Origin of the sequence: Nocardia sp. XZ_19_369 (assembly GCF_015355715.1) — a bacterium.
Classification (GTDB): Bacteria; Actinomycetota; Actinomycetes; order Mycobacteriales; family Mycobacteriaceae; genus Nocardia.
Genome location: NZ_JACVED010000001.1, coordinates 788,522 through 810,537 on the forward strand (window position 1 = coordinate 788,522; position 22,016 = coordinate 810,537).

Below are 22,016 nucleotides of genomic sequence, written 5' to 3' on the forward strand. Positions count from 1 at the left end.
GGACGACCGCTCAGGTGCCGCTGAAGTATTTGTTCACAGTGCGCACGGCCCAGTTCGGCGCGTATTTCGCGGCGGCGGCCAGGACCTTTGCCTGCGTGCCGATCTCGTAGTGCACCCGGGGCAGCCGGCTGCGCTTGCGGGTGGCCTCCCAGATGCCCGCCGCGACGTCCTCGGCGGTGAGCCGCACGCCGAGCGACTTGGTCGTCCCGGTTTCCACGCCATCGACCATCGCGGTGTCCACGAACAGCGGCCAGATCGCGATCACCCGGATGTCGTGCCGCTCCCATTCGAGATCCAAGGCCTCCGTGAGGCTTTTGACCGCCGCCTTGCTCGCGCCGTAACTGGCGAGTTCGGGCTGGCCGTAGATCGCCGAGGCCGAGCACAAATTCACCACTTGGGCGCCCGGCGTATCTCGCAGATAGCCGAACGCCGTGTGCGTGCCGGTGAGCACGCCACCCAGGTTGACGTCGATGATCGCCTGATGGGTGGCCAGTTCGAGGCCTTCGAACGGGCCCGCGCGCAGGATGCCCGCGTTGTTGATCAGGATGTCCAGCTGCCCGGCGGCGGCGTGGAATTCGGCCAGCCGCTCCGCCCATTGCGTGGCGTTCATCACATCCAGAACGCCGGTGTGCACGCTGCCACCTGTGCCTGCGATGTCGGCCGCGAGCCTGCCGAGCCCGACCTCGTCGATATCGTAGGCGCCGACCCGATACCCCTGCGCAGCGAAAAGCAGAGCCGTCGCGCGGCCGATTCCGGCCGCTGCTCCGGTGATGAACACTGACGGTCTGCCCATACCGCGCAGTCTAGTGCGGCGGGGCGGACCGGACCGGGCTTCCCAGACCCGCCACCGGTCATTTACCCTGCTTGGACGTGGTCGGCGCCAGTGTTGGTGCACAACTTCGCTTTTCGACAAGCGACAACCGACCTCACCGACGAGGAGGTCGCGATGACAGCAGATGTCATCGGCACTGCCGATACGGAGCCCGCCCTAGCGGACCGGAAACCGCTGCTGCCGAGTAACGATCCGTTCCACCGCCCGCCGAAGGGTTTCGCGGCCAAGCCGCCGGGCACCGTCCTACGCAGCCGCAAGATCGAGCTCGCCCTGTTCGGTGTTGTGCCGCAGCAGGTCTCGGCCTGGCAATTGCTCTACCGCAGTTGCGATATGCACGGCACGCCGGAGGCGGCGATCACCACGGTGCTGCTGCCACTGGACGCCGATCCACAAGAAGACAGGCCGCTGTTGGCCTTTCAGACCGCCATGGACGCGGTCACCGAGAAATGTTCCCCCTCTTACGCATTACGCTACGGCGCCCGCGCGCTCGGCTCGGTCACCCAGTTCGAGTGGCTGCTCGTCGCGAACGCGCTGCGCCGCGGCTGGGCCGTCAGCATCGCCGATCACGAGGGCCCGCGCGGAAACTTCGGCGCACCACGCGAACCCGGCTATCGCTCGCTCGACGGCGTGCGTGCGGCACAGCGGTTCGCCCCGCTCGGCCTCGGCGCACACACGCCGGTCGCGGTGTGGGGTTACTCCGGTGGCGGCATGGCCAGTGCCTGGATGGTGGAGATGGCGCCGACCTACGCGCCCGAACTCGACATCGTCGGCGCGGTACTCGGCGCACCCGTGGGCGATCCGGGACAGGTCTTCGCCCGGCTGAACGGCTCCAGCTACGCCGGGCTGCCCGCGATCGTGATCGCGGCGCTGCGCAGGCTGTATCCGGTGCTCGGCGCGATGCTGCAGAACGAACTCACCCTCGACGGTCGCCGTTTCGTGGCCCGCGCGGAGTCCGCTACGCCGTTCGGCGCCATCTTCGGCCTCGCCAACAAGCGGATGGACGACTACCTGAGCCGTCCGCTCGACGAGCTGATCGCGACGCCGGAGTTCCAGGCCATGTTCGACGATCTGCGCCTGGGCAATTCGACGCCGACCTGCCCGTTGCTGGTGGTGCAGCCGGTACACGACCAGGTGATCCACATGGACGGCATCGACGGCCAGGTCGAGCGCTACCGGCGCGGCGGCGCGGCGGTGAGCTACGTGCGCGACCGGCTCAGCGAGCATTTCTCGCTGCTGCCGCTGTCCACTCCGCTGAGCCTGGAATGGCTGGCAGACCGGCTGGCCGGGCAACCGGTGAGCGACGAGGGTGACAGCACCGTCTGGTCGGTCGCCGCGTCGTTGACCGGCGCCCGCGGCCTGTACGAGATGATGGTGACCGCGGCCAAGGTCGCACTCGGCCGCCCGCTGCGACAGGAGAGCGCGCCGGTGGCCACGATCGCCCGCGCACGCGCCGCCTGACCTCCCGCTGGACGGCAAGCGCACAGTCGATTGCCGTACCACTCCTTCGATGCTGGACAATGGACGCCGTGAACGACGCCGCGAACCATACTGCCGAGTCAGTTCCGGGCCCGCCGTCCACAGGTTCGGCCCCGACCGACCGTGCGCCCAGGAAGAACCCGGGCTCTCGCCTGTACCCCCGCGTCACCAGCTTCCGGTCGCGCCGAGGCGCGCTGACCGCGACACAGCAGCAATCGTGGGCCAGGATGTGGCCGGCGATCGGCCGCGAGGTCGCCGACGAACCGCTGGACGCCACCGCCTGGTTCGCCCGCGAAGCACCGCTGGTCATCGAGATCGGCTGCGGCACCGGCACCGCCACCGCGGCGATGGCCCAGGCCGAACCGCACCTGAATCTGATCGGCATCGAGGTGTACCGGCCCGGCCTCGCGCAGCTGGTGCAGCGCATCGAGCGGGAAAAGATCGACAACATCCGATTGCTGCGCGGCGACGCCGTCGATGTGCTGGAAAATATGATTGCTGCTGGATCGCTGACCGGCGTCCGAGTCTTCTTTCCCGACCCGTGGCCGAAGGCGCGTCATCACAAACGGCGCCTGCTGCAGCCCGCGACATTCGCATTGATCGCCGATCGACTAAAGCCCGGCGGTGTGTTGCATGTCGCTACCGACCACGCTGACTATGCCGAACATATTGCGGCGGTAGGCGCCGAAGAACCGCTGCTCAAAGGCATGAATGAGGCTGCAGGTGGGGTAAGTGCGGAGCATCGGGACATCGCTCCGATCGGTTTCGAAAGGCCTGTCACGAAATTCGAAGGCAAGGCACATCGTGCCGGTAGCGCCATTACAGAGCTCATATGGGGGAAGATTGAATAATGAGCGTCTCTGAGATGGCCCACGAGGTGGTTGATGTTGCCGGGGAGGTGCAGGGCACCGGTTCCGAAGGTCTGGGCGGCGTAACGCCGGACGTGCGCCGGGTCCTGCTGGTGTGGGACGCCCCGAACCTCGACATGGGTCTCGGCGCCATCCTCGGCGGGCGGCCGACGGCGGCCTATCGCCCCAGATTCGACGCGCTCGGCCGCTGGCTGCTGGCGCGCACGGCCGAATTGTCGGTCGGCAACGTGCACCGGGTCGAGCCGGAAGCCACCGTTTTCACCAATATCGCGCCGGGCACGGCCGATGTGGTGCGGCCGTGGGTCGAGGCACTGCGCAATGTCGGTTACGCGGTCTTCGCGAAGCCCAAGATCGACGAGGACTCCGACGTCGACGCCGACATGCTCGCGCACATCGAAATGCGCAGCCGCGGCGCCGGGCTGGCGGGCATCATGGTCGCCTCGGCCGACGGCCAGGCGTTTCGCGAACCGCTCGAGGAACTAGCCGCCAGCGGAATCCCTTGTCAGGTACTCGGCTTCCGCGAGCACGCGAGTTGGGCCGTCACTTCGGATACCCTCGAATTCATCGATCTCGAGGACATCCCGGGCGTGTTCCGTGAACCGCTGCCCAGGGTCAGCCTCGACTCGCTGCCCGACGAGGGCGCTTGGCTGCAGCCGTTCCGGCCGCTGTCGGCGCTGCTCACCTCTCGCCCAGCGCAAGGAGTCGCTTAAGTGTTCACACGCTGGGGCGATCTGGTCTACAAGCTGCGCTTCGGCGTCATCGGTATCGTCGCGGCCGCGCTGTTGGCGCTGGGCGGATACGGCCTCGGTTTGGGAGACCATCTCAGCTCCAGCGGGTGGGATGATCCGACCTCGGAATCCTCGCGGGGCGCGCAGATCGCCGACGCGGCGTTCGGCCGCGACCACAACAGCGACGTCATCGTGCTGTACACCGCGCCCGAGGGCAAGACGATCGATGATCCGGAGTTCAAACAGAAGATCGTCGACAGTCTGAACAGCCTGCCGCGCGAACACCCGGAGATCAGCAAGATCAACGGTGCCTACTGGCCCACCGAGACCGGCCAGGCCTCACCGCTGACCTTCGGTTCGAAGGACAAGAAGTACACCTTCGCCTCGATCGCCATCAAGGGCGACAACGACACCGAGATGTTGAACAACTTCCGGAAGGTGAAGGACGTCTTCACCATTCCGGGAGTGGACGTGCAGGTGGCCGGTCTGCAAGCGGTGGCGGGCACGCTGAACGACACCATGGCCGAGGATCAGCACCGGATGGAGATCCTGGCCATCCCCGCCGTCGCGGTGTTGCTGTTCTTCATCTTCGGTGGTCTGGTCGCCGCCGGACTGCCGCTGATCGTCGGTGGTCTCACGGTGATCGGCGCGCAGGGCATCGTGCTTTTCATCACCAGGTTCACCGAGGTGAACTCGTTCGTCGCGCCGGTCGTCTCGATGATCGGCCTGGGTTTGGCGATCGACTACGGCCTGTTCATCGTCAGTAGATTCCGCGAGGAACTCGCCGAGGGCTACAGCACCCCCGCCGCGGTGCGCCGGTCGGTGATGACCGCGGGCCGCACCGTCGTGTTCTCCGCCACGATGATCATCGCCAGCCTCGGCGGCATGCTGCTGTTCCCGCAGGGCTTCCTGAAATCGATTGCCTACGGATCCATTGCCACGGTCTCGCTGGCGGCGCTGACCTCGATCACCATCCTGCCCGCGATGCTCGGCGTGCTCGGCCCGCGGGTGGATATGTTCGGGTTCAAGAAGTTCCGCAAGACCAAGACCGCCGACGAGGTTGAGAACGGTTTCTGGGGCAAGTCCACCCGCTGGGTGATGCAGCATCCGCTCAAGATCGCGATTCCGATCTGCATCCTGTTGCTGCTGTTGATCATTCCGGTCAAGAATCTGGCCTTCGGCGGCATCAACGAGCGGTATCTGCCGCCGGACAATTCGACGCGACTGGCGCAGGCGAAATTCGACTCGATCTTCCCGCTGCGTAAATCCGATCCGATCCAACTGGTGTTCGTGTCGCAGAACAGCAACGACGTCGGCAAGGTGTGGGCGCTGGCCAAGCAGGCACCCGGGCTCGCAGGCACCTTCGACGTGCCGTCGCGCTCGAACACCGACAACCAGGTCTATCGCACCAGTGCGACCCTCGCCGACTCCGAGGACGCCGACCCGACCATCGACTATCTGCGCTCGATCGACGTCCCCGACGGCGTGGAAATGTACGTCGGCGGGCAACCGGTGATCCAGAAGGACAGCATCGACGCGCTGCTGGACCGGATGCCGTTGATGATCGGGCTGGTCCTGCTCGTCACCACGCTGCTGATGTTCCTGACCTTCGGCTCGCTGGTGCTGCCGATCAAGGCGGCGCTGATGAGCGCGCTCGGCTTGGGTTCCACGCTCGGCATTCTGACCTGGATCTTCGTCGACGGGCACGGCGCCGGGCTGCTGAACTTCACCCCGCAGCCGATCATGTCGCCGGTGCTGGTGCTGATCATCGCGGTGATCTACGGTCTGTCGACCGACTACGAGGTCTTCCTGCTCTCCCGGATGGTCGAGGCGCGCACGCAAGGTGCGTCCACCACCGAGGCGGTGCGCATCGGCACCGCGCAGACCGGCCGCATCATCACCGCCGCCGCGCTCATCCTGCTCGTGGTCACCGGCGCGTTCGCGTTCTCCGATCTGGTGATGATGCAGTACCTCGCGTACGGCATGATCGCCGCGCTGTTCATCGACGCCACCATTCTGCGCATGCTGCTGGTCCCCGCGACCATGAAGCTGCTCGGTGACGACTGCTGGTGGGCGCCCGCCTGGATGAAGAAGATCCAGCAGAAGATCGGGCTCGGCGAGCCCATCCTCGACGACGAACGGCCCGGCGGCGGTGAGGTCGTCGACCTGGTCAAGACGACCCCCATCACCGATCCCGTCACCATGCAGATCCCCGCCATCAACGAGGGCAATCGGCCGCGCAAGCCGCGCCGCCCGCGCACGGTGGAGGAGATCGAAGCCGAGGCGCCGACGCGCAGGCTCGACAAGATTCCGCCCGCCGCGCCCAAGCCGCCGGTGACGCCGGCGCCCGTGCCGCTCGACCCGACGCGTCAGCGGCCCGGATCGCCGTCCGGGTTCGCGTCGGACCCGAGCATGCCGCGGCAGGCTCCGGCCGATCCGAATGGGCAGCGGCACATACCTTTCCCCTCGGTTCCGCATGATCCCACCGGGCCGCGGCCCGGCCCGCCCTTCGATGGTGGCGGTCGCGATGGTGGCGCTCGGTCCGACGGGGCCTCGGGTGCGTCGTTCTCAGCGTTCGAGTCTCCTGCGGCGGGCTCGTTCGAGCCGCCGGCCGGGTCGGGTTTCGAGCCGCCCGCGTCCTTCGCACCGCCCGCTGCCGCACCGTCTTTCGAGCCGCCCGCGACTCCGGCGGTTTCCTTCGACGGCACCAGACGTCCCGAGGCCAAGTTCGAGCCGACGCAGCCGACTCCTTCCGTTTCCCCCGCCGGTCCGGCACCGGCGGCATACTCGGAGTTCGTTGCGCCACAGCAGGATCCACCTGCGGAGCGGCCCGCTCACCACGCCGCCCCGCCGGAGGAGCCGGCCGAGATCACCGATGCCGGTGACCCCAACCGCAACAGCATCGAGAACTGGATGGCCGAGCTTCGCTCGTCGCGTCGCTCCGGCAAGCCGGAAGAAGGCCGCCACCACGGTGGCGACGGGCGCACCGTCAGCGTCAACGAACTGCTCCGCCGCCGCGACCGGGAGTAATCGGTCGCAGCGGCGGACGGGAGCCGACGTGGATCAGTGCGTCGGCGTCTCTCCGGTTTCGCGGGAGTTCGCGCCCGCCTCGGCGAACGCGCGCGCATACCTGGTGCCCACGACGAGGAGCAGGACGCCGACCGCCAGGAATGCGGCGACGCGAAGCAGACCGTCGAGCGTGGCCAGATCGAACAGGAACAGTTTCGCCAAAGCCGCTGCGGTGACCAGCAAGCCGGAGCCGAGAGCGAGCTTGGCGACCGCGGTGGCCTTGCCGATATTGCGCAGACCGTAGAACAGCGCGGCGGTGGCGGCGGCCATCCACAGGATGGTCGCGGCGCTGTGGCCGATGAGGAAGCCGTCGGCCGCGCCGGTCGCGACGCCGATCGAGACGGTCGCGGCCGTCACCGAATACAGCCCGGCGATGCTCGCGGCGATCCACTGCAATTCAGCGGTGCCCTGCAAGCCCGGCAGTTTGCGGGCGCACCAGACGGCCACGGCGACCACCGCGAGCGCGAGTACCGCACCGATCACCGTCGAGATGCTCAGATTTGCTTCCGAACGGTGCTGGGAGGCAAGGATTTCCGGACCGGCTGCGTTCAGGAAGGCGAAGGCGCCCAGCGTCGCGAAGGCCGCGCCGATACCGGCGGTGACACCGGAACGGCGTTGCCCGGCCACGCCGAGGAAGGCCAGCGCCACCAGGAACCATGCGGTCGGCAGGGTCCGCGGATCGGTGACCGAGACGCACGTCTCGAGCAATGCGATCGAACCGGCTACCGCGGCTACGACTGCGGTATGACCCGGAATCTTCGCCACCGCAGCCACTTTCGGCACCAGCGTGGTTGCCCCCACCGCAAGCAGTACCGCCGCGAAGACTCCCGCGATCGTTGCCGCGACAGGCCGTTCGGCCTCGTACATCCCCGGCACGACCAGCATCGGCACCGTTGCCACTGCGAACATCAGCGAGGCGGTGAGATCGGTGGGCTTGCGACGCACCACCACGATGGTCCCGGCCAAGCCCACCAGCGCTACCGCCACGGCGGCGAGCAGCAGCAGCGGCCGCTCCCCCTCCGCCGGACCGCCCAGGATCGCACCCGCGACGAACAGGAAGGTAGCCAGCGCCGCAGGCAGTGTGCGGACCACATGCAGGTACGGCCAGTCCCGCACCAATTGCACCGGCACACAAGCGAACTGCAACACGATCAGGAACGCCAGCAACGCCAGTTCCGTCGTCAGGACCGGTGACAGCACCGCCGCACCGACCACCACCAGCACCGCCAACGGCTGCGACTGCCACCGCATCGCCACTGCCACACCGACGGCAGCGACACCGAACGCCACCGCGAACCCGATCACCGGATGCAGCCAGTGGTAGATCGCCGTCACCGCAACCACATCCAGATACGCGCCCGCAATACCGGTGGCCGCCAACGCGATCCCGCCGACCCGGCCACCGACCCGCCCGAACACCCGCATCCCCGCGGCCACCAGCGCCACCGAGAACACCGCTCCCGCAATTACCCTCGGCACCGGCCCGAAGAACCCCGCCTGCGCGGCCAGCACCAACAGCATCACCACGCCGATCAACGTGACAGCGACGCCCGCCACCGCAAGCAGCCGGCTGATCACCCCGTCCCGCTGCCACCACGGCGTATGCGGAGCCCGCGGACCACTACGAGGCGGCGGCGGCCGCATGCCGGGCGGCATCGGCGCGCCCATCGGCGGAACCGGTCCCCGCGGCGGCATCGGCCCCCGCGCCCCCGGCATCTGCCCCTGCGCCGCCACATTCGGCGGCATCATCCCGCCCTGCGGCCCCACCCAACCGGACACCGCGCCGGCCGGAGCCGGAGCGAACCGCGGCACATAGCCCGGCGGCACCATCGAGCCCGGCGGCACCGCACCAGGCGGAATCGGATGCATAGGCCAAGTCGTCTCCACCGGCGCAGCCGAACCCGGCGCACCCGATCCCGGAGCAGCAGCAGCCCGATCGCCTGCCCCCGCCGGCGCACCCGACCCCGGCGCAGCAGAACCCTGATCCCCCGCACCGGCCTCCGACACCCCCTCTCCCGAAACCTGCTGTGCCCCAGCCGGACCCCCGACAACCTGAGTCCGCAACAACTCCAGGTCCCGCCCGAGCACACCCATCTGCGCCCCCAGCGCAGAAAACTCCCCCGAGATGCGCGAAATCAGCGCCGGATCGATAGATGTGGTCATAACCCAATGCTGATCCCCCCACCGCCCACGAACATGAGTAGAAACCCCCGATACCCCCCAGATATCTACCCGACTTCGACCGGCAACCTCTCCCGATCGCGCAATTGCCGTCCTACCCCTGCGGTCGCGGTACCGGAACGACCTGTAGGAGCTTCTCCAAACCTCGATAGCCGTCTGGGTTGGTTGTGAATAACGGCAAATCTTCGACCACCGCTGTGGAGGCAATCATCAGGTCCGCGATGCGCCTTCGCGGCTTGCGCCCTGCAGCGACGACCGCTGCCGAGATACGTCCGTACACTCGCGCAGCTTCGACGTCGAACGGGATCGGATCGAACTCGCTTTCAGCCGCTGCAGGACATCGAGCCGTCGTGCCCGTTCCTCGTGCTCGTCGTACTCAGCCTGCTCGTCGTTATGGCGAACTTCATGCGGCCCCGACGACAACTCAGCCAGTGTGATGGCGCTGATGGCCACGCTCGCGGGCAGCAGAGAGGGTTGAATGCGTCGACGCAGGATCAAAATATTGGTATCGAGCAGTCCGAAGTCGGGAACCTCATCTGTCATACGGGCTACTCGCCTCGGTCTCGATGGCAGCGTCCTGGTCGGCCCGGAACGCATCGAGATCAATATCTGGGGCATTCCGCGACATCGCCGCGAAGTCGTCTCGGCTGACGAACCTCCGCTTACGACGCAAGGGGATCAGTTCGCCGATCCGGTGACCGTCTCGGGTGACTGTGAAGGACCTGCCGTGCTCGACGGCGTCCATGATTTAGCCGCGAGAGCACTGGTATCGCCGACTGACCCCGCCAGCAAAGACGCCCGGGTCAGGGGGTGGTTTGGAGGGTGGTTATTTGGTGGATGGTGGTGAGGACGGTGGTGCGTGGGGGGAGGTGGAGGGGGCCGGGGGGTGGTTCGGCTGCCCAGTGCCAGCCGTGGGGGGAGTCGGTGGTGGGGAGGAGGATGTGGTGGCCGCCGGGGACGATGGTGACCTGGTGGGCGGCCAGGCGGCGGCGGACCGGGATTTCGACGGGGCGGGCGGGGGTCGGCGGGGTGACGAGGAAGGTCCAGGTGCGGGCGCCGGGGTCGGCGATCACGGGGGCGGGGTGGGTGCGGTCGAGGGTGGCCAGGACGTTGCGGCCCAGCTCGGGTGGCATCACGATGGCGGCTAAGACGGAGCCGGTGGTGACCATCGGGCGGCCGGCCAGCAGTTGGACCGGGAGGCCGTACAGCTGCCGGAGTTCGTGTGCGATTTCGAGGGGAGTCCGACAGCGCTCGAACATATTCATGGTCGCCGCCCTTTGCTATCAAAGTTGCAGAAAGGCAACGGTATTCCATCCAGCGGTCAACGAGTCGTACGCAATGTCCCACTTCGGTCGATTGTGATGACTTAGCGTCGTACCCTGAAACCCAGATGTAACAAAGGGAATTGGGTACATGGACGATTCGTCGATCGGCGTGCGCATCCGAATGTTCCGCGGCAAGGCGCTCACCCAGCGCCAACTCGCGGATACGGCCGGGGTCAGCGTCGACCTGGTGCGCAAACTCGAGCAGGGCGGCCGCCAGACCGCCTCGATCGCCAGCCTGCAGAAACTGGCTCGCGCACTGGACGTGGACATCGCCGACCTGATCGGTAAACGCGTCGGCGTGCCGTCCAGTGACCCCGATGCGGGCATCGTCGCCATCCGGCGCGCACTGACGCCGGTCGACGACCTGCTCGGTGAGACGAACGAAGAGGCGGCGATCAGCCTCGACGACGGCCGCCGCGCGGTCGATTACGCCTGGGGCGCCTACTGGGTGGGCCGCTACGAACTGCTCACCTCGATCCTCCCGTCGGGACTGACCCAGTTGCGGGCCACCGTGCACGCCGCACGCAACGGCTCGGTCGCGGTCGCCAATGAGTTGCTGGCCCGGATGTATTGGGTCACCGGCTGCACCCTGGTGCACCTCGGTCAGACCGATCCGGCGTTCCTGGCGATCCGGCACGCGCTCGCGGCGGCCGAGGAGGGCAACGACCCGCTGCTGCTGGGCACCATCCGCGGCTCGGTCGCCTGGCAGCTGCTCGTGCAGGGCCGCTACGACGAATCGCGCCGGGTGGCGTTGCGCGCGGCGACGGGGCTTGAGCCGACCGGCGAGGTCACCCCGGCGCACCTGTCGGCGTACGGCTCGCTGGTGCTGCTCGGCGCGACCGCCGCGGGCCGGGCGCAGGCGGTACCCGAGGCATTGTCACTGGTCGAGGCGGCGAACGAGGTCGCACTGCGGATCGGCACGGACCGGCGCGACTACGAAACCTATTTCGGCCCTTCCCAAGTCGTCATGCAGACGGTCGACGTCAACGTCTCCGCCGAGCGGTACGCCGAGGCACTGGCCGCCGCGAAGGCCATGCCCGCCAACAGCGGGCTCCCGCAGGCCTGTCGCGCCCGCCATCTCACCGACACCGCTGTCGCGCTGACCCGCACCGGCCAGCACCGGCGCGCACTCGACACGCTGCTCACCGCCGAACGGGTCGGCGGCCCCGACTGGCTCAAATACCAGTCGCTGCCCCGGCACATCGTCTCCGAGCTGCTGGACCACGACCGCCGAGTCCCGTTGCGCGCCTTCGCCCGCCGCATCGGCGTCAACACCTGACCGTCAACTCGCCGCGAATGGCGCTGCGGCGCGGTCGATCACCTCGTCCAGGATCTCGCGCGAGCGGACGAGTTCGTCGATGGTGCGGTCGATCCGCTGCCGCTGGATGGTCAACTGGGCGACCAGCTCCGGGGTCGCGGATTCGTTCGGCCCACCGTCCACATCGCGCATGCACGGCAGCAGCTGCCCGATGGTCTTGCTGTTCAGCCCGGCCGCGAAGAGTTCCTGGATGTGGATGACCCGGTCCACGGCCCGGTCGGAATACTCGCGGTGTCCGCCGGGCGTGCGCTCGGACGCCAGCAGCAGTTGCTCCTCGTAGTAGCGCAGCGACCGTTCGCTGACGCCGGTGCGCTTGGCCAGTTCCCCGATGCGCATCCGGTCAGTGCCCCATCATGCGACGCCAGTGCGCCATGAAGGGGTGCTTGGCGGTGACCGAACCGAATCGGACCCGGCCGCGCACGACCAGGTGCAGCGGCCCGAGCGGGGGCCCGGTGCGGACCTTGTTGTTCACGCTGGAGCCGATCAGATCGACCTCGTTGAGGTCGACGGTGGCTTCGGTGGGCACGATCAGCGTGAGCGAGCTGCAATAGTCGTCGACGTTCAGCTCCACCACCTGGGTGGACATGATCGCCTCGGTGAAGTCCAGGGTCACGCCGGACAGCAAGCTGTTGAGGTGCAGCGACGGCGCGACATGCCAGGGCCCGCGCCTGCTCACCCCGGACAGGCGGGACCGGATCACGCCGCCCGGCATGGTGTTCGCACTCAGCGGTGGCGGTACCGGCGGGTGCTTGACGAACGAAGGAGCGGTGTTCACGAAGGTCGACGGCGGCGCGCTGGGCCGGCCGACCAGCCGGACACCGGGCAGGTCGATCAGCACGGAGTTGAGTTCGCCGCGCGTCTTGGCGGCCAGCGCCGTGTCCATCCGCTCGGTGAACTCGCCGAGTGAAAGCATGCCGAGCCCGACGGCGCGCTGCAGCAACTGGCCGACGTGCTCGCGCTCGGCGTCGGACACGCGTAGATCCCGGTCGCCTATCGCGTCTCCGGAGCCGACGCCATTGGATACCGATTCGGGTCCGCCCATGATTCGAGATTACCGATTCGAGCCCCGACATGTATCAGGGCAATCCCGGATGCCGGGGTACTACTTCGAGCGCGTCCTACTCGTCGAGACCCTGTTCGATCGCGTAGCGGGTGAGCTCGACCCGATTGGCCAACTGGAGTTTGCGCAGCGTCGCTTGGACGTGGTTCTCCACGGTCCGATGGCTCAGCCCCAGCCGCGACGCGATCTGCTTGGCGGACAAGCCCTTCGCGACCATCCGCAGCACCTCGGTCTCCCGCTCGGTCAGCGCCGGGCGGTGTGGTTCGTCGGGCTCGGCGGGGGTGGTGGCCATGCGCCGGTATTCACCGAGGACCAGGCCCGCCAGTCCGGGTGTGAACACCGGCTGGCCCGCCGCGGTCGCCCGCACGGCCTCGATCAGCTCCGCCACCGACGCGCTCTTCACCAGGTAGCCCGAGGCCCCGGCCTTGATCGCGTCGAGCACGTCGTCGCGTTCGGCCGAGGCCGAGAGCACGAGCACCCGGCTGTCCGGCGAGACGCGCAGCACCTCGGCGGTGGCCTGCGCACCGTTCCCATCGGGCAGCTGCATATCCATCAGCACCACCGCGGGGCGCACCGCCGCCGCCCGCCTGGTCGCGCTGCCCACCCCGTCCGCGGTGGCGGCCACCTCGAAGCCCGCCTCGGCGAGGTCGCGGGAGACGCCGTCGCGCCACATCGGGTGGTCGTCCACCACCATCACCGAAATTGCCTCGGCCGCAGCATCATCGGTCACGGCGCACCTCCTGTTTCGTCGAGCCTCATGTCCGCGGCACCCGGAATTCCCACTCGGTGCCGAAGCCGACTCCGCCGTCGATCTCGGTGAGCAGATCGGCGGTGCCGCCGAGTGCGCCGATCCGGCCGACGATGGACCGCGAAACGCCCAGTCGCCCTTCGGCTTCCGCCTCCGCAAGCCGGCCCGGCGGGATGCCGACCCCGTCGTCGCGCACGCTGATCACCAGCTCGTCGCCCGTGTCCTCCAGCAGCACATAGGCTTTCGCGTCGGGTCCGGCGTGCAGCGCGACGTTCGACAGCGCCGTCGCGACGGCCGCCGCGATCTCGCTCCCGGCCCATCGCCCGACCAGCACCGGATGGCCGGGCGTGGAGACGAACACCGAGGGTGTCGCATGCACGGTCAGCAACGGACGCAGATCAACCTCGGCGCCGCCGGAATCCCCCCGATCGGCCGTCTCGGTGATCAGTACCCGCAGCGCCACTTCCTGTTCGGCGGCGCGCTGGGCCAATTCCTCGGTGGGCCCGCCGATCTCGGTGCCGCGGCGCTTGATGTAGCTGAGCACCTGCAGCACCCCGTCGTGCACCTCACGCGAAAGTCGTTCCCGCTCTTCGGTCGCCGCGGTCAGCCGGACCGCGCGTTCGAGCTGGTCCTGGGCGCGGCGCGCGGTGTTGGCCGCCAAACCCAAGGCCAGGCCGACGGAGACGAGCACCGGCACCGTCGCATCGGTCCACACGTCCTGCCCCCACTGATCGCGCACGGTCAGCGCGACCGAGGCGATCAGCGCGCCGGACAGCACCCCCGCGAACGGTCCACGCAGGATCGCCGCGCCGATCACCGCATTGGTGGCCCACAGCGTGGTCGGCAGCGTCTGATGTCCGTGGTACCAGTCGTAGTCGGCGACCAGCCGGGTCGCCGCCATCAACGCGATGACCACCACGTGGTCACCGAACACCACCCAGACGCGGACCCGCCGCACCTCGGGAAACCGCCACTGCGACAACATGATCGCCGACGTACCGGACCAGACCGCCATCAAGGCGATGAGCACCCAGCTCAACCGCTGATTCTGGTAGTAGGGCGCCGACGCGAACTGCTGCAGCACCGCGTAGAGCAGCGTCACCAGCCGCAACGCCTGCGCGGCCCGCCACAGCGGGGTCGTCGCCACGTCGGACGAGTGCGGCTCAGCCCCTCGGCGCACCATCGAACTCAGTCCTTCGGCGCGCGCTCATCGGGGTCCGGATAGACGATCCCGGATTCTTTCGCTTCTTCCTTCACCAGGGTCGCCGCCACATCGAATCGCCCAGGCTCGGGCTCGTCCGGCTCGGCGTCGTATAAGTCCTCGCCGGTCTGTAGTTCCCCGAACATCTCCTCCGGACTGTCCGAAAGCAGCGATCGGATAGCGGTATTCATCACCGCGACCAGCGGCACCGCGAGCAGGCCGCCCGCTATCCCGCCGAGCACCACGCCCGCGGTGATGGCGAGCACCACCGCCAGCGGATGGATGCTCACCGCGCGCCCGAGCAGCAGTGGTTGCAGCACATGCCCCTCCAACTGCATCACCGCGATGATGATGCCGAGCACGATCAGCGATGTGATGAGCCCCTTGGTCACCAGCGCGATGAACACCGCGACGAACCCGGCCACGAACGCGCCGATGATCGGGATGAACGCGCCGATGAACACCAGCGAGGCCAGCGGAAGTGCCAGCGGCACACCGAGAATGGCGAGGCCGGTGCCGATGCCGATGGCGTCTACCGCCGCGACGGCCACGGTGGCGCGCACGAACCCGACCAGCGTGCCGAAACCGAGCTGCCCGGCCGTGCGCACCCGCTCACGCTGCGGGGTCGGCACGAGCTTGGTGACGAACTGCCAGATCTGATCGCCGCCGTAGAGGAAGAAGATGAGGATGAACAGGGTCAGAAAGAGACCGGTGAGCAGCTCGGCGAGCACCGTCGCGGTGGTCAGTGCCCCGCTGGTGAGCCGGTCCTGATTGGACTGGATCGTCTTGATGATCTGGTCACCGGCATTGCGGATCTGATCGTTGCTCAGATGCGGCGGCCCGGTGATCAGCCAATCCTGGATCTTGTGAATGCTGTTGGTGAACTCGTCCGACAGCTGCGGCACGCCGGCCACGAACTGCTCGACGACGAAGGTCATCACGCCCGCCACCAGGCCCAGCGACCCGACCAGCGCGACGAACACGCCCACCGAACGCGGCACCCCGAGCCGCTGCAGCCAGTCCACCAGCGGTGCCAGCAGCGCGGCCGCGAGCAGCGCGATGGCGAGCGGAATGATCACCGTCGCCAGCTTCTGCACGATCGCGGCGAACGCGAGCACCACCGCGAACAGGACCAGCAGCCGCCAGCCCCACTCCGCCGACACCCGCACGATCGGGTGTACCGAGTCCGCGGCGGGCCGGGTCAGGGCGGCTTTCCGCTTCGGGCTTGCCTTGGGGTCCGTCACCTGGCCGAGCATAACCAGCGCAGCGGCCCGTTGTCCGTCCTCAGCATGCGCCGAGCCGGACGAATGCCAGGCCGCCGGACAGCGCCGCGGGGAACCTCACATGATCGAAACGCTAGATTGTTGGTTGTGTCAGCGCCCTTGGAAGCGGTCAAACAGACCATGCGAACGCGCTGGCCGCTGTACCTGACATCGATGCTGCTGGCCAATGCCTTCGGTGCGGTGCTGGTGTGGGCCTTCATCCAATACGGGCTGCCGGTCCCCGAGGGCGCGCCCGACGGTGCCAGGAGCACCGGCCTGCTCGTGCCCGCCCTGGTGTTCGTGACTGGCGGCTTGTTGAGCATGGTCGCGTCCGCGCTGATGCTGCGCCCGGTGATGCGCTGGCAGATGCGCGGCGGACCACCGAGCCGCCAAGAGCAGATGGCCGCGCTGCACGCCCCGCTGCGGCAGGCCATCCTGCATCTGGCGCTGTGGCTGATCGGCGGAGCGATCCTCGCCCTGCTGATCATCTCCGAAGAGCCCAAGCTGGCCGGCGCGGTCATCGTCACCCTGTGTATGGCCGCGACCATCGTGTTCGGCTTCACCTACATGCTCGGCGAACGCATCCTTCGCCCGGTCGCCGCCGCGGCACTGACCGCAGGCACCTTCGACCACACCTTGACCCCGGGCGTCGGCACCCGGATGGCAATGACCTGGGGGATGGGCACTTTCGCCCCCACCATCGCCATCGTGCTGCTGTGTATCACGCAGATCTCCTCGGACGTGAAATTCTCCGCCCAGTCGCTGGCCATCTCCATCCTGCTGCTCTGCGGCGTGGTGATCCTGCAGGCGCTGGCGCTGTCCATGCTCACCGGCTCCAGCATCTCCGACCCGGTGCGCCAGCTCAGCCAGGCCATCGACCGGGTGCAGGAGGGCGCGCGCGACGTCCAGGTCGAGGTGTTCGACGGCAGCGAGATCGGGCTGCTGCAGGTCGGCTTCAACCGGATGATGGAAGAGGCCGCCAAGCGCCGCCAGCTGCAGGAACTGTTCGGTCAGCACGTCGGCGAGGAGGTCGCCCAGCGCGCACTCGACTACGGCACCGAGCTCGGCGGGGAGACCCGGTTCGTGGCGGTGCTGTTCGTCGACATGGTCGGCTCCACCGCGACCGCCGCCGAGCGCCCGCCGACCGAGGTGGTGAGCCTGCTCAACGAGTTCTTCCGGATCGTGGTCGACGTCATCGACCGGCACAACGGCTTCGTGAACAAGTTCGTCGGCGACGCGGCGCTGGCCATCTTCGGCGCCCCGCTGGACCGGCCGGACGCACCGACCGCCGCGCTGGCCGCGGCCCGCGAGCTGCGCGCGGTGCTGCGGGAAGTACCCGGCCTGGACATCGGTATCGGCGTCTCGGCGGGATTGGCCGTCGCCGGAAATATCGGGGCGGCAAATCGTTTCGAATACACGGTGATCGGCGATCCGGTCAATGAGGCGTCCCGGCTGACCGAGCTCGCCAAAGACCAGCCCGGCCGCACCTTGGCGTCCGGCAGCGCGCTGTATTTCGCCGAGGAAAGCGAGCAGGACAAGTGGGAAACCGGCGACGAGGTACAGCTGCGCGGGCGGCGCCGAAAAACGCTGCTCGCCTACCCCGGAGAAGAGCTCGACGCGCCGAAACCTCCCGACGCCGAAACAGCACGTTCGTTAGGCTGACCTGGTGACGGCCAACGGGGAACCGGCAGGAGATCCTGCGCCGCCTCCCACGACCGATGGCCGCCGTGGCAAATTCTGGTGGGTCAAATGGGTGCTCGGGGTCGCCCTGCTGGCCTTATTGATCGCCGAAGGCATCTATCTATGGCCGCGACTGCACGAATCGTGGCGCAAACTCAGCGACATTCACTGGGGGTGGGTCGCCGCCTGTATTTGGTTACAGGCCTTGTCGATGAGCGGATTCGGGCGGGTGCAGAAACAGCTGCTGCACGCCGGGGGTGTCGAGGTAAGTCAGCGTAAATCTGTCGCGGTGGTCTATGGCGCCACCGCCATGTCCGTCACACTTCCCGCGGGTCAGGTGTTCTCCACCGCCTTCACTTACCGCCAGACCAGGCGGTTCGGCGCGAGTCCGATCGTCGCGTCCTGGCAGTTGGTGTTCTCCGGCGTGGTCGCCGCGGCGGGGCTCGCGTTGCTCGGGGTGGGCGGCACGTTCCTGTCCGGCGGCAGCATCGGGCCGTTCAAACTGATCCTGTCGCTGGCCGCGGTGGTCGCGGTGGTGTGGGTCGGCAACTATGTCTCGCGCAATCCGGGGTCGCTGGAGTCGCTGCTGCGTAAGGCGCTCGCCCTGGTCAATCGGCTACGCAAGCGGCCGGCCAACCAAGGCGCGGGCAAGGTCGGCGACGTGCTGGCGCAGCTGGAGTCGGTGGATCTCGGCAAGCGCGACGGTTCCCTGGTCGGGCTGTGGGCGCTGGTGCACCGGTTCGCCGACGTGGCCTGTCTCGGCGCCGCCTGCTATGCCGTCGGCGCGGATCCCCGGCTGGCCGGGCTGCTGCTGGCGTTCGCCGTGGGTAAGGCGGTCGGCTCGATTCCGTTCGCGCCCGGCGGGATCGTCTATGTCGACGCGACGCTGATCTACGGCCTCACCGCGGCCGCCGGATTGCCCGCCGCGCAGGCGGTCGCGGCGGCGTTCGTCTACCGGTTGGTGAGCTTCATCCTGGTCGCGATCGTCGGCTGGATTGTGTTCCTGTTCCTGTTCCGCACCCCGCAGGACGACGACGCCGAGTACGAGAAGGAATTCTCCCAGCGCCGGTTCTGAACCGGAAACGCTTGGCACCAGCCCAATAACACGCAGCCCCGCAGGCGCTTCACATTTGACCAGGACCCGCCAACTACGCTTGCCCGCGTGAAGAAACTGGTGCCGTTGGTAGTAGATGCGCTGCTGGTGATCCTGTTCTGTGCGATCGGCAGGCGTAGTCACGACGAGGCCGTGCTCACCGGACTACTTCGCACGCTGTGGCCGTTCGCCATCGGCCTGGCGATCGGCTGGACCGTGGCGGTCGCCGCGGCGAGCCGGATGTTCGGTGACGCCGGGCGCGACGCCCGCTTCGACGGAACCGCCTTGTGGCCCACCGGGATTCTGGTCTGGCTCGGCACCCTGGGCGGTGGCATGCTGCTCCGCGTGGTCAGCGGTCAGGGCACCGCGTTCAGCTTCATCCTGGTGGCAGGCGTGGTGCTGGCGCTGTTCCTGCTCGGCTGGCGCGCGGCCATCAAAGCGCTGAATTAAGTCTCCGGCGCAGCCAGCGACTGCAACATCCGGACCGCCATCCGCGCGGCGGCATCGCCGCTGTCCACGTCGTTGATGTGGATGGCGAAGGCCAGGTCGCCCATGATCGCGATCAGCCAGCCGTCCCGTCCCGCGGTCGCGCTGAACCCGTTGACATCGCGGTACATTCGCAGGCTCGCGAACTCTGGGGCGTTGGTCGAGTCGCGCAGCATGCCGTGCAGCCGGTCGGTGACCTCCCTGGACAGCGGCGCGAGCTGCGCGTCGGTGGTGCTCGGCCGGGCGACCTCGATCATCGGCCGCGGCACCTCGCCGCGCGCGATCGCAGCGGCGGCGATCGCCATGCCGAACGGGCTGGCCAGCACCGCGTCCGAGCCGCCGCCCTGGCGGACCTGCTCGGCGCTGCGGCCCGCGACCGCCAGCCGCCCGGTCACCTCGTCGAGTCCGGGCACCTTGAAGTCGATACCGACGCCGAGCGCCGTCGCGGCCTCGGCCGCCTCCTGCACCGGAATCTCGTGCGGGGCCTTGCCTTTGGTGACGGCCGCGATATTGCGGAACAGCTCGATATTGCCGCCGACCGGGTAGAGCCCCGTGAAGGCCACCGGCCCGTGCTCGCTGGCCTGTGAGTTCTGCGCGACGGCGACCACCGCGCCACTGGAGGGCTGGATCGCCACGATCGCGGCGGGGGTGGCGGAGCTGACGACCGCGTCCTCAGCGGCGCGCTGCAGGCGCTGGTCCATGGTGCCCGCGATGTCCGGGCCAGGCGGGCCCTGCACACCGGCGAGCTGGCCGACGAAGCGACCATCCTGTTCGAAAACCTGCACACCCCAGCCGGAGTGCTGCTCCTGGCTCTCCTGCTGCACCTTGCGCAAGGCGTCCAGCATGGGCGACCAGACCCGGCGGTCGGCGGAGATGAGCCGCGGCTGCTTCTCCATCACCACGCCGGGGATCGGCGCCATGTCCTTCTCCAGGATGGCGAAGTCGGGCTCGCGCAGGTTCACCGCGACCACCGGCTTGCCCTGCGAGGTGGCCACCTGCTGCATCAGCGACGCTCCGGTGATCAACGGCGCGACCGGCTCGATGGCCTTGGCCAGTGCGTTGGTCGAGCCGACCGGGTCGGGCATCTTCGCGGGGTCGAGCTTGACCACGTTGATGATCTGCTCGGTCATCAGCGGCTGTCCCGCGATGTCGTTGACCTTCGGCGCCGGGGACGGCTCGGTGCGCACCAAACGCACGGTGCGGTTGTGGTCGAGCTGCGGCATCACGACGGCCGGATCCCAGGAGATGCGCCAGCCGATCGCGAGCTTGCGGACATTGCCCTGCAGGCTGTAGTTCCAGTTTTTGCGGTCGCCGAAGGTCCAGGCGGCGTCCATGCTGAAGATCGCCGCTTCGGAGTCGAGGCCGATGAATTGGGTCTTCTTGTAATCCACCTTGCCCGGCTGCAGCCCAGCAAACATTTGCTTCAGCGTTGCCGAAGCCGCGGACGGGTACGACGTGAGCTCGGAAGCCTTGGTGTAGTCCTGCTTGTCGAGCAGTTCGGTGAAGCGCTCGACGACAGCCTCCGCCTCGTTCTTACCCTCACTTACACCGCACGATCCCATCGCGATCGCGAGCGCCGCCACCCCCGCGAGTGCCATAGCGCCCCGGACGCGAAAGCGGCGGGATCCCCAGACATCCATGTCGCCCACTCTTCACTCTTGTCACTCCAGTAACAAGACCACCGTACCTGAAAAAGACCTGTCTGCGGTGCCTCCGCCACAAGGACGTTACCCATGCTCAGCATCTCAATTGTGCCCGAAAGCTCCCGTCTCGGGGGCCCGATCCTGATCGTTGTCCAGTGCTACGGCGACAACCGGCGCCGCTACCGTACCGGGGCCCCACGCAAAGTTGTGCACTTACTGCCCTACTCGGCGTTTCGGATCAATGAGTACCCAGAGCGAGCGTCTACGAACCGCGAATCACCCCCGTTAACCACCGGCGAACTCTGTTCGCACAGAGCGGAACCATTGGCGCGCATTGCGACGTAATCTTGTAATCACTGTAAGAAACACTGAAGAGTAAGTAGGTGATCCCCTCATGAGGCATCAACACCGGGGACGGGGCTTCGGACGACCGGGCGGCTGGCAGCAGGCCGACCTACCGGATCCCGCCGACGTGCCGGACTGGTTCGCGGGCAGGTTGCCCGAGGACTGGTTCGCCGGTCCCCCCGTCATCGAGATCGACCGGGACGAGATCGTCGTCATCGGTGAACTGCCGATCCCCCAGCCCGAGAAGACTCCCGTCGACGCGGAAGGCACCGCGGCAGCGGCCACCGAGGAAGTGCCGCGGGCGACCAAGGAGGGCGCTGTCTCGCGCTTCCGCGAGTCCACCCGCCCGGCCCGCATGCAGATCGCGGACGAGGCGCAGCGACGCTACGGCCGCAGTGTTGCGTGGGGTGTGTCGGTGGACGGGGAACGGATCATGTTCACCCACCTGGCGGTCCCCGTCATGACCCGGCTGCGTCAGCCCGAACGCAAGGTGCTCGACACGCTGGTCGACTCGGGCGTGGCGCGTTCGCGGGCGGACGCGCTGGCCTGGACGGTGAAACTGGCCGGCCAGCATGCGGAATCCTGGTTGGCGGAACTGCGCGACGCCATGCGCAAAGTGGACGACCTACGCTCGGAAGGGCCGCAGGGACTGTAGGCCCCGGACCCGCCGGGTGGGGCTTCGACAGCAGGCCTACGACTA

20 protein-coding genes are annotated in these 22,016 nt (G+C 67.9%); 9 read left to right on the forward strand and 11 right to left on the reverse strand.

Features of this window, described 5'->3' with window-relative positions:
* Nucleotides 1-10 precede the first annotated feature (10 nt).
* Nucleotides 11-793: an SDR family oxidoreductase gene (locus tag IBX18_RS03665; RefSeq protein ID WP_194832310.1), complete on the reverse strand. Its 783-nt coding sequence runs from the start codon at nucleotides 791-793 to the stop codon at nucleotides 11-13.
* A 153-nt stretch (nucleotides 794-946) separates the two neighbouring features.
* Here IBX18_RS03665 and IBX18_RS03670 point away from each other — a divergent pair, with 153 nt between their 5' ends.
* The 4 genes from IBX18_RS03670 to IBX18_RS03685 are packed head-to-tail and all read left to right on the forward strand — an operon-like array spanning nucleotide 947 to nucleotide 6,935.
* A complete protein-coding gene (locus IBX18_RS03670) occupies nucleotides 947-2,290 on the forward strand; it encodes a lipase family protein (RefSeq protein ID WP_194832311.1) in 1,344 nt (447 codons plus the stop codon).
* Nucleotides 2,291-2,349: 59 nt separating this feature from the next.
* Nucleotides 2,350-3,159, forward strand: a complete 810-nt coding sequence (gene trmB, locus IBX18_RS03675) for a tRNA (guanosine(46)-N7)-methyltransferase TrmB (RefSeq protein ID WP_194832312.1) — start codon at nucleotides 2,350-2,352, stop codon at nucleotides 3,157-3,159.
* Nucleotides 3,159-3,887 (forward strand): NYN domain-containing protein, encoded by a 729-nt coding sequence (locus IBX18_RS03680; RefSeq protein WP_194832313.1) that lies wholly within the window; start codon nucleotides 3,159-3,161, stop codon nucleotides 3,885-3,887. Before trmB ends, IBX18_RS03680 begins: the two co-directional genes overlap by 1 nt.
* Entirely contained in the window at nucleotides 3,888-6,935 is a 3,048-nt protein-coding gene (locus IBX18_RS03685) for an MMPL family transporter (protein ID WP_194832314.1), read from the forward strand.
* A 33-nt stretch (nucleotides 6,936-6,968) separates the two neighbouring features.
* On the opposite strand, the gene IBX18_RS03690 is transcribed toward IBX18_RS03685, so the two are convergent.
* From IBX18_RS03690 to IBX18_RS03705, 4 genes are all read right to left on the reverse strand, one after another.
* Complete coding sequence (locus tag IBX18_RS03690; protein ID WP_228540280.1) at nucleotides 6,969-9,137, reverse strand: DUF2339 domain-containing protein; 2,169 nt, start codon at nucleotides 9,135-9,137, stop codon at nucleotides 6,969-6,971.
* A gap of 228 nt (nucleotides 9,138-9,365) precedes the next feature.
* A complete protein-coding gene (locus IBX18_RS03695) occupies nucleotides 9,366-9,698 on the reverse strand; it encodes a hypothetical protein (protein ID WP_228540281.1) in 333 nt (110 codons plus the stop codon).
* Entirely contained in the window at nucleotides 9,688-9,900 is a 213-nt protein-coding gene (locus tag IBX18_RS03700) for a prevent-host-death protein (protein ID WP_194832315.1), read from the reverse strand. The genes IBX18_RS03695 and IBX18_RS03700 overlap by 11 nt, the downstream gene beginning before the upstream one ends.
* Nucleotides 9,901-9,958: 58 nt before the next feature.
* Entirely contained in the window at nucleotides 9,959-10,420 is a 462-nt protein-coding gene (locus tag IBX18_RS03705; RefSeq protein ID WP_194832316.1) for a hypothetical protein, read from the reverse strand.
* Between the two features lie 148 nt (nucleotides 10,421-10,568).
* Here IBX18_RS03705 and IBX18_RS03710 point away from each other — a divergent pair, with 148 nt between their 5' ends.
* Nucleotides 10,569-11,759 carry a helix-turn-helix domain-containing protein gene (locus IBX18_RS03710; RefSeq protein ID WP_194832317.1) on the forward strand — a complete coding sequence of 397 codons (1,191 nt, stop codon included), beginning with the start codon at nucleotides 10,569-10,571 and terminating at the stop codon, nucleotides 11,757-11,759.
* A gap of 3 nt (nucleotides 11,760-11,762) precedes the next feature.
* Here IBX18_RS03710 and IBX18_RS03715 read toward each other — a convergent pair whose 3' ends face one another.
* The 5 genes from IBX18_RS03715 to IBX18_RS03735 all read right to left on the reverse strand — a co-directional run bounded on the left by IBX18_RS03715 (nucleotide 11,763) and on the right by IBX18_RS03735 (nucleotide 16,051).
* Nucleotides 11,763-12,134 carry a MerR family transcriptional regulator gene (locus IBX18_RS03715; protein ID WP_194832318.1) on the reverse strand — a complete coding sequence of 124 codons (372 nt, stop codon included), beginning with the start codon at nucleotides 12,132-12,134 and terminating at the stop codon, nucleotides 11,763-11,765.
* Nucleotides 12,135-12,138: 4 nt separating this feature from the next.
* The gene (locus tag IBX18_RS03720; protein ID WP_194832725.1) at nucleotides 12,139-12,792 is read right to left on the reverse strand and encodes a DUF1707 domain-containing protein; all 654 of its coding nucleotides are present in this window, start codon (nucleotides 12,790-12,792) and stop codon (nucleotides 12,139-12,141) included.
* Between the two features lie 124 nt (nucleotides 12,793-12,916).
* On the reverse strand, nucleotides 12,917-13,552 hold the full coding sequence (locus IBX18_RS03725) for a response regulator transcription factor (protein ID WP_107659835.1): 636 nt from the start codon (nucleotides 13,550-13,552) through the stop codon (nucleotides 12,917-12,919).
* 61 nt (nucleotides 13,553-13,613) lie between these two features.
* Complete coding sequence (gene macS, locus IBX18_RS03730) at nucleotides 13,614-14,789, reverse strand: MacS family sensor histidine kinase (protein WP_194832319.1); 1,176 nt, start codon at nucleotides 14,787-14,789, stop codon at nucleotides 13,614-13,616.
* Nucleotides 14,790-14,794: 5 nt separating this feature from the next.
* A complete protein-coding gene (locus IBX18_RS03735; RefSeq protein WP_306796108.1) occupies nucleotides 14,795-16,051 on the reverse strand; it encodes an AI-2E family transporter in 1,257 nt (418 codons plus the stop codon).
* A gap of 159 nt (nucleotides 16,052-16,210) precedes the next feature.
* On the opposite strand from IBX18_RS03735, the gene IBX18_RS03740 reads away from it, so the two are divergent.
* The 3 genes from IBX18_RS03740 (at nucleotide 16,211) to IBX18_RS03750 (ending at nucleotide 19,292) form a co-directional block, all read left to right on the forward strand.
* A complete protein-coding gene (locus IBX18_RS03740) occupies nucleotides 16,211-17,731 on the forward strand; it encodes an adenylate/guanylate cyclase domain-containing protein (protein WP_194832726.1) in 1,521 nt (506 codons plus the stop codon).
* Between the two features lie 4 nt (nucleotides 17,732-17,735).
* Nucleotides 17,736-18,824, forward strand: coding sequence for a YbhN family protein (locus IBX18_RS03745; protein WP_194832321.1), 1,089 nt, complete (start codon nucleotides 17,736-17,738; stop codon nucleotides 18,822-18,824).
* A gap of 87 nt (nucleotides 18,825-18,911) precedes the next feature.
* On the forward strand, nucleotides 18,912-19,292 hold the full coding sequence (locus IBX18_RS03750; protein ID WP_107653310.1) for a DUF3054 domain-containing protein: 381 nt from the start codon (nucleotides 18,912-18,914) through the stop codon (nucleotides 19,290-19,292).
* Here IBX18_RS03750 and IBX18_RS03755 read toward each other — a convergent pair.
* Nucleotides 19,289-20,968 carry an NTF2-like N-terminal transpeptidase domain-containing protein gene (locus IBX18_RS03755; RefSeq protein WP_228540283.1) on the reverse strand — a complete coding sequence of 560 codons (1,680 nt, stop codon included), beginning with the start codon at nucleotides 20,966-20,968 and terminating at the stop codon, nucleotides 19,289-19,291. The two genes, IBX18_RS03750 and IBX18_RS03755, sit on opposite strands and share 4 nt — an antisense overlap.
* Nucleotides 20,969-21,365: 397 nt before the next feature.
* Between IBX18_RS03755 and IBX18_RS03760 the strand changes: the two genes are divergently transcribed.
* Complete coding sequence (locus tag IBX18_RS03760; protein ID WP_194832322.1) at nucleotides 21,366-21,971, forward strand: hypothetical protein; 606 nt, start codon at nucleotides 21,366-21,368, stop codon at nucleotides 21,969-21,971.
* Nucleotides 21,972-22,016 lie beyond the last annotated feature (45 nt).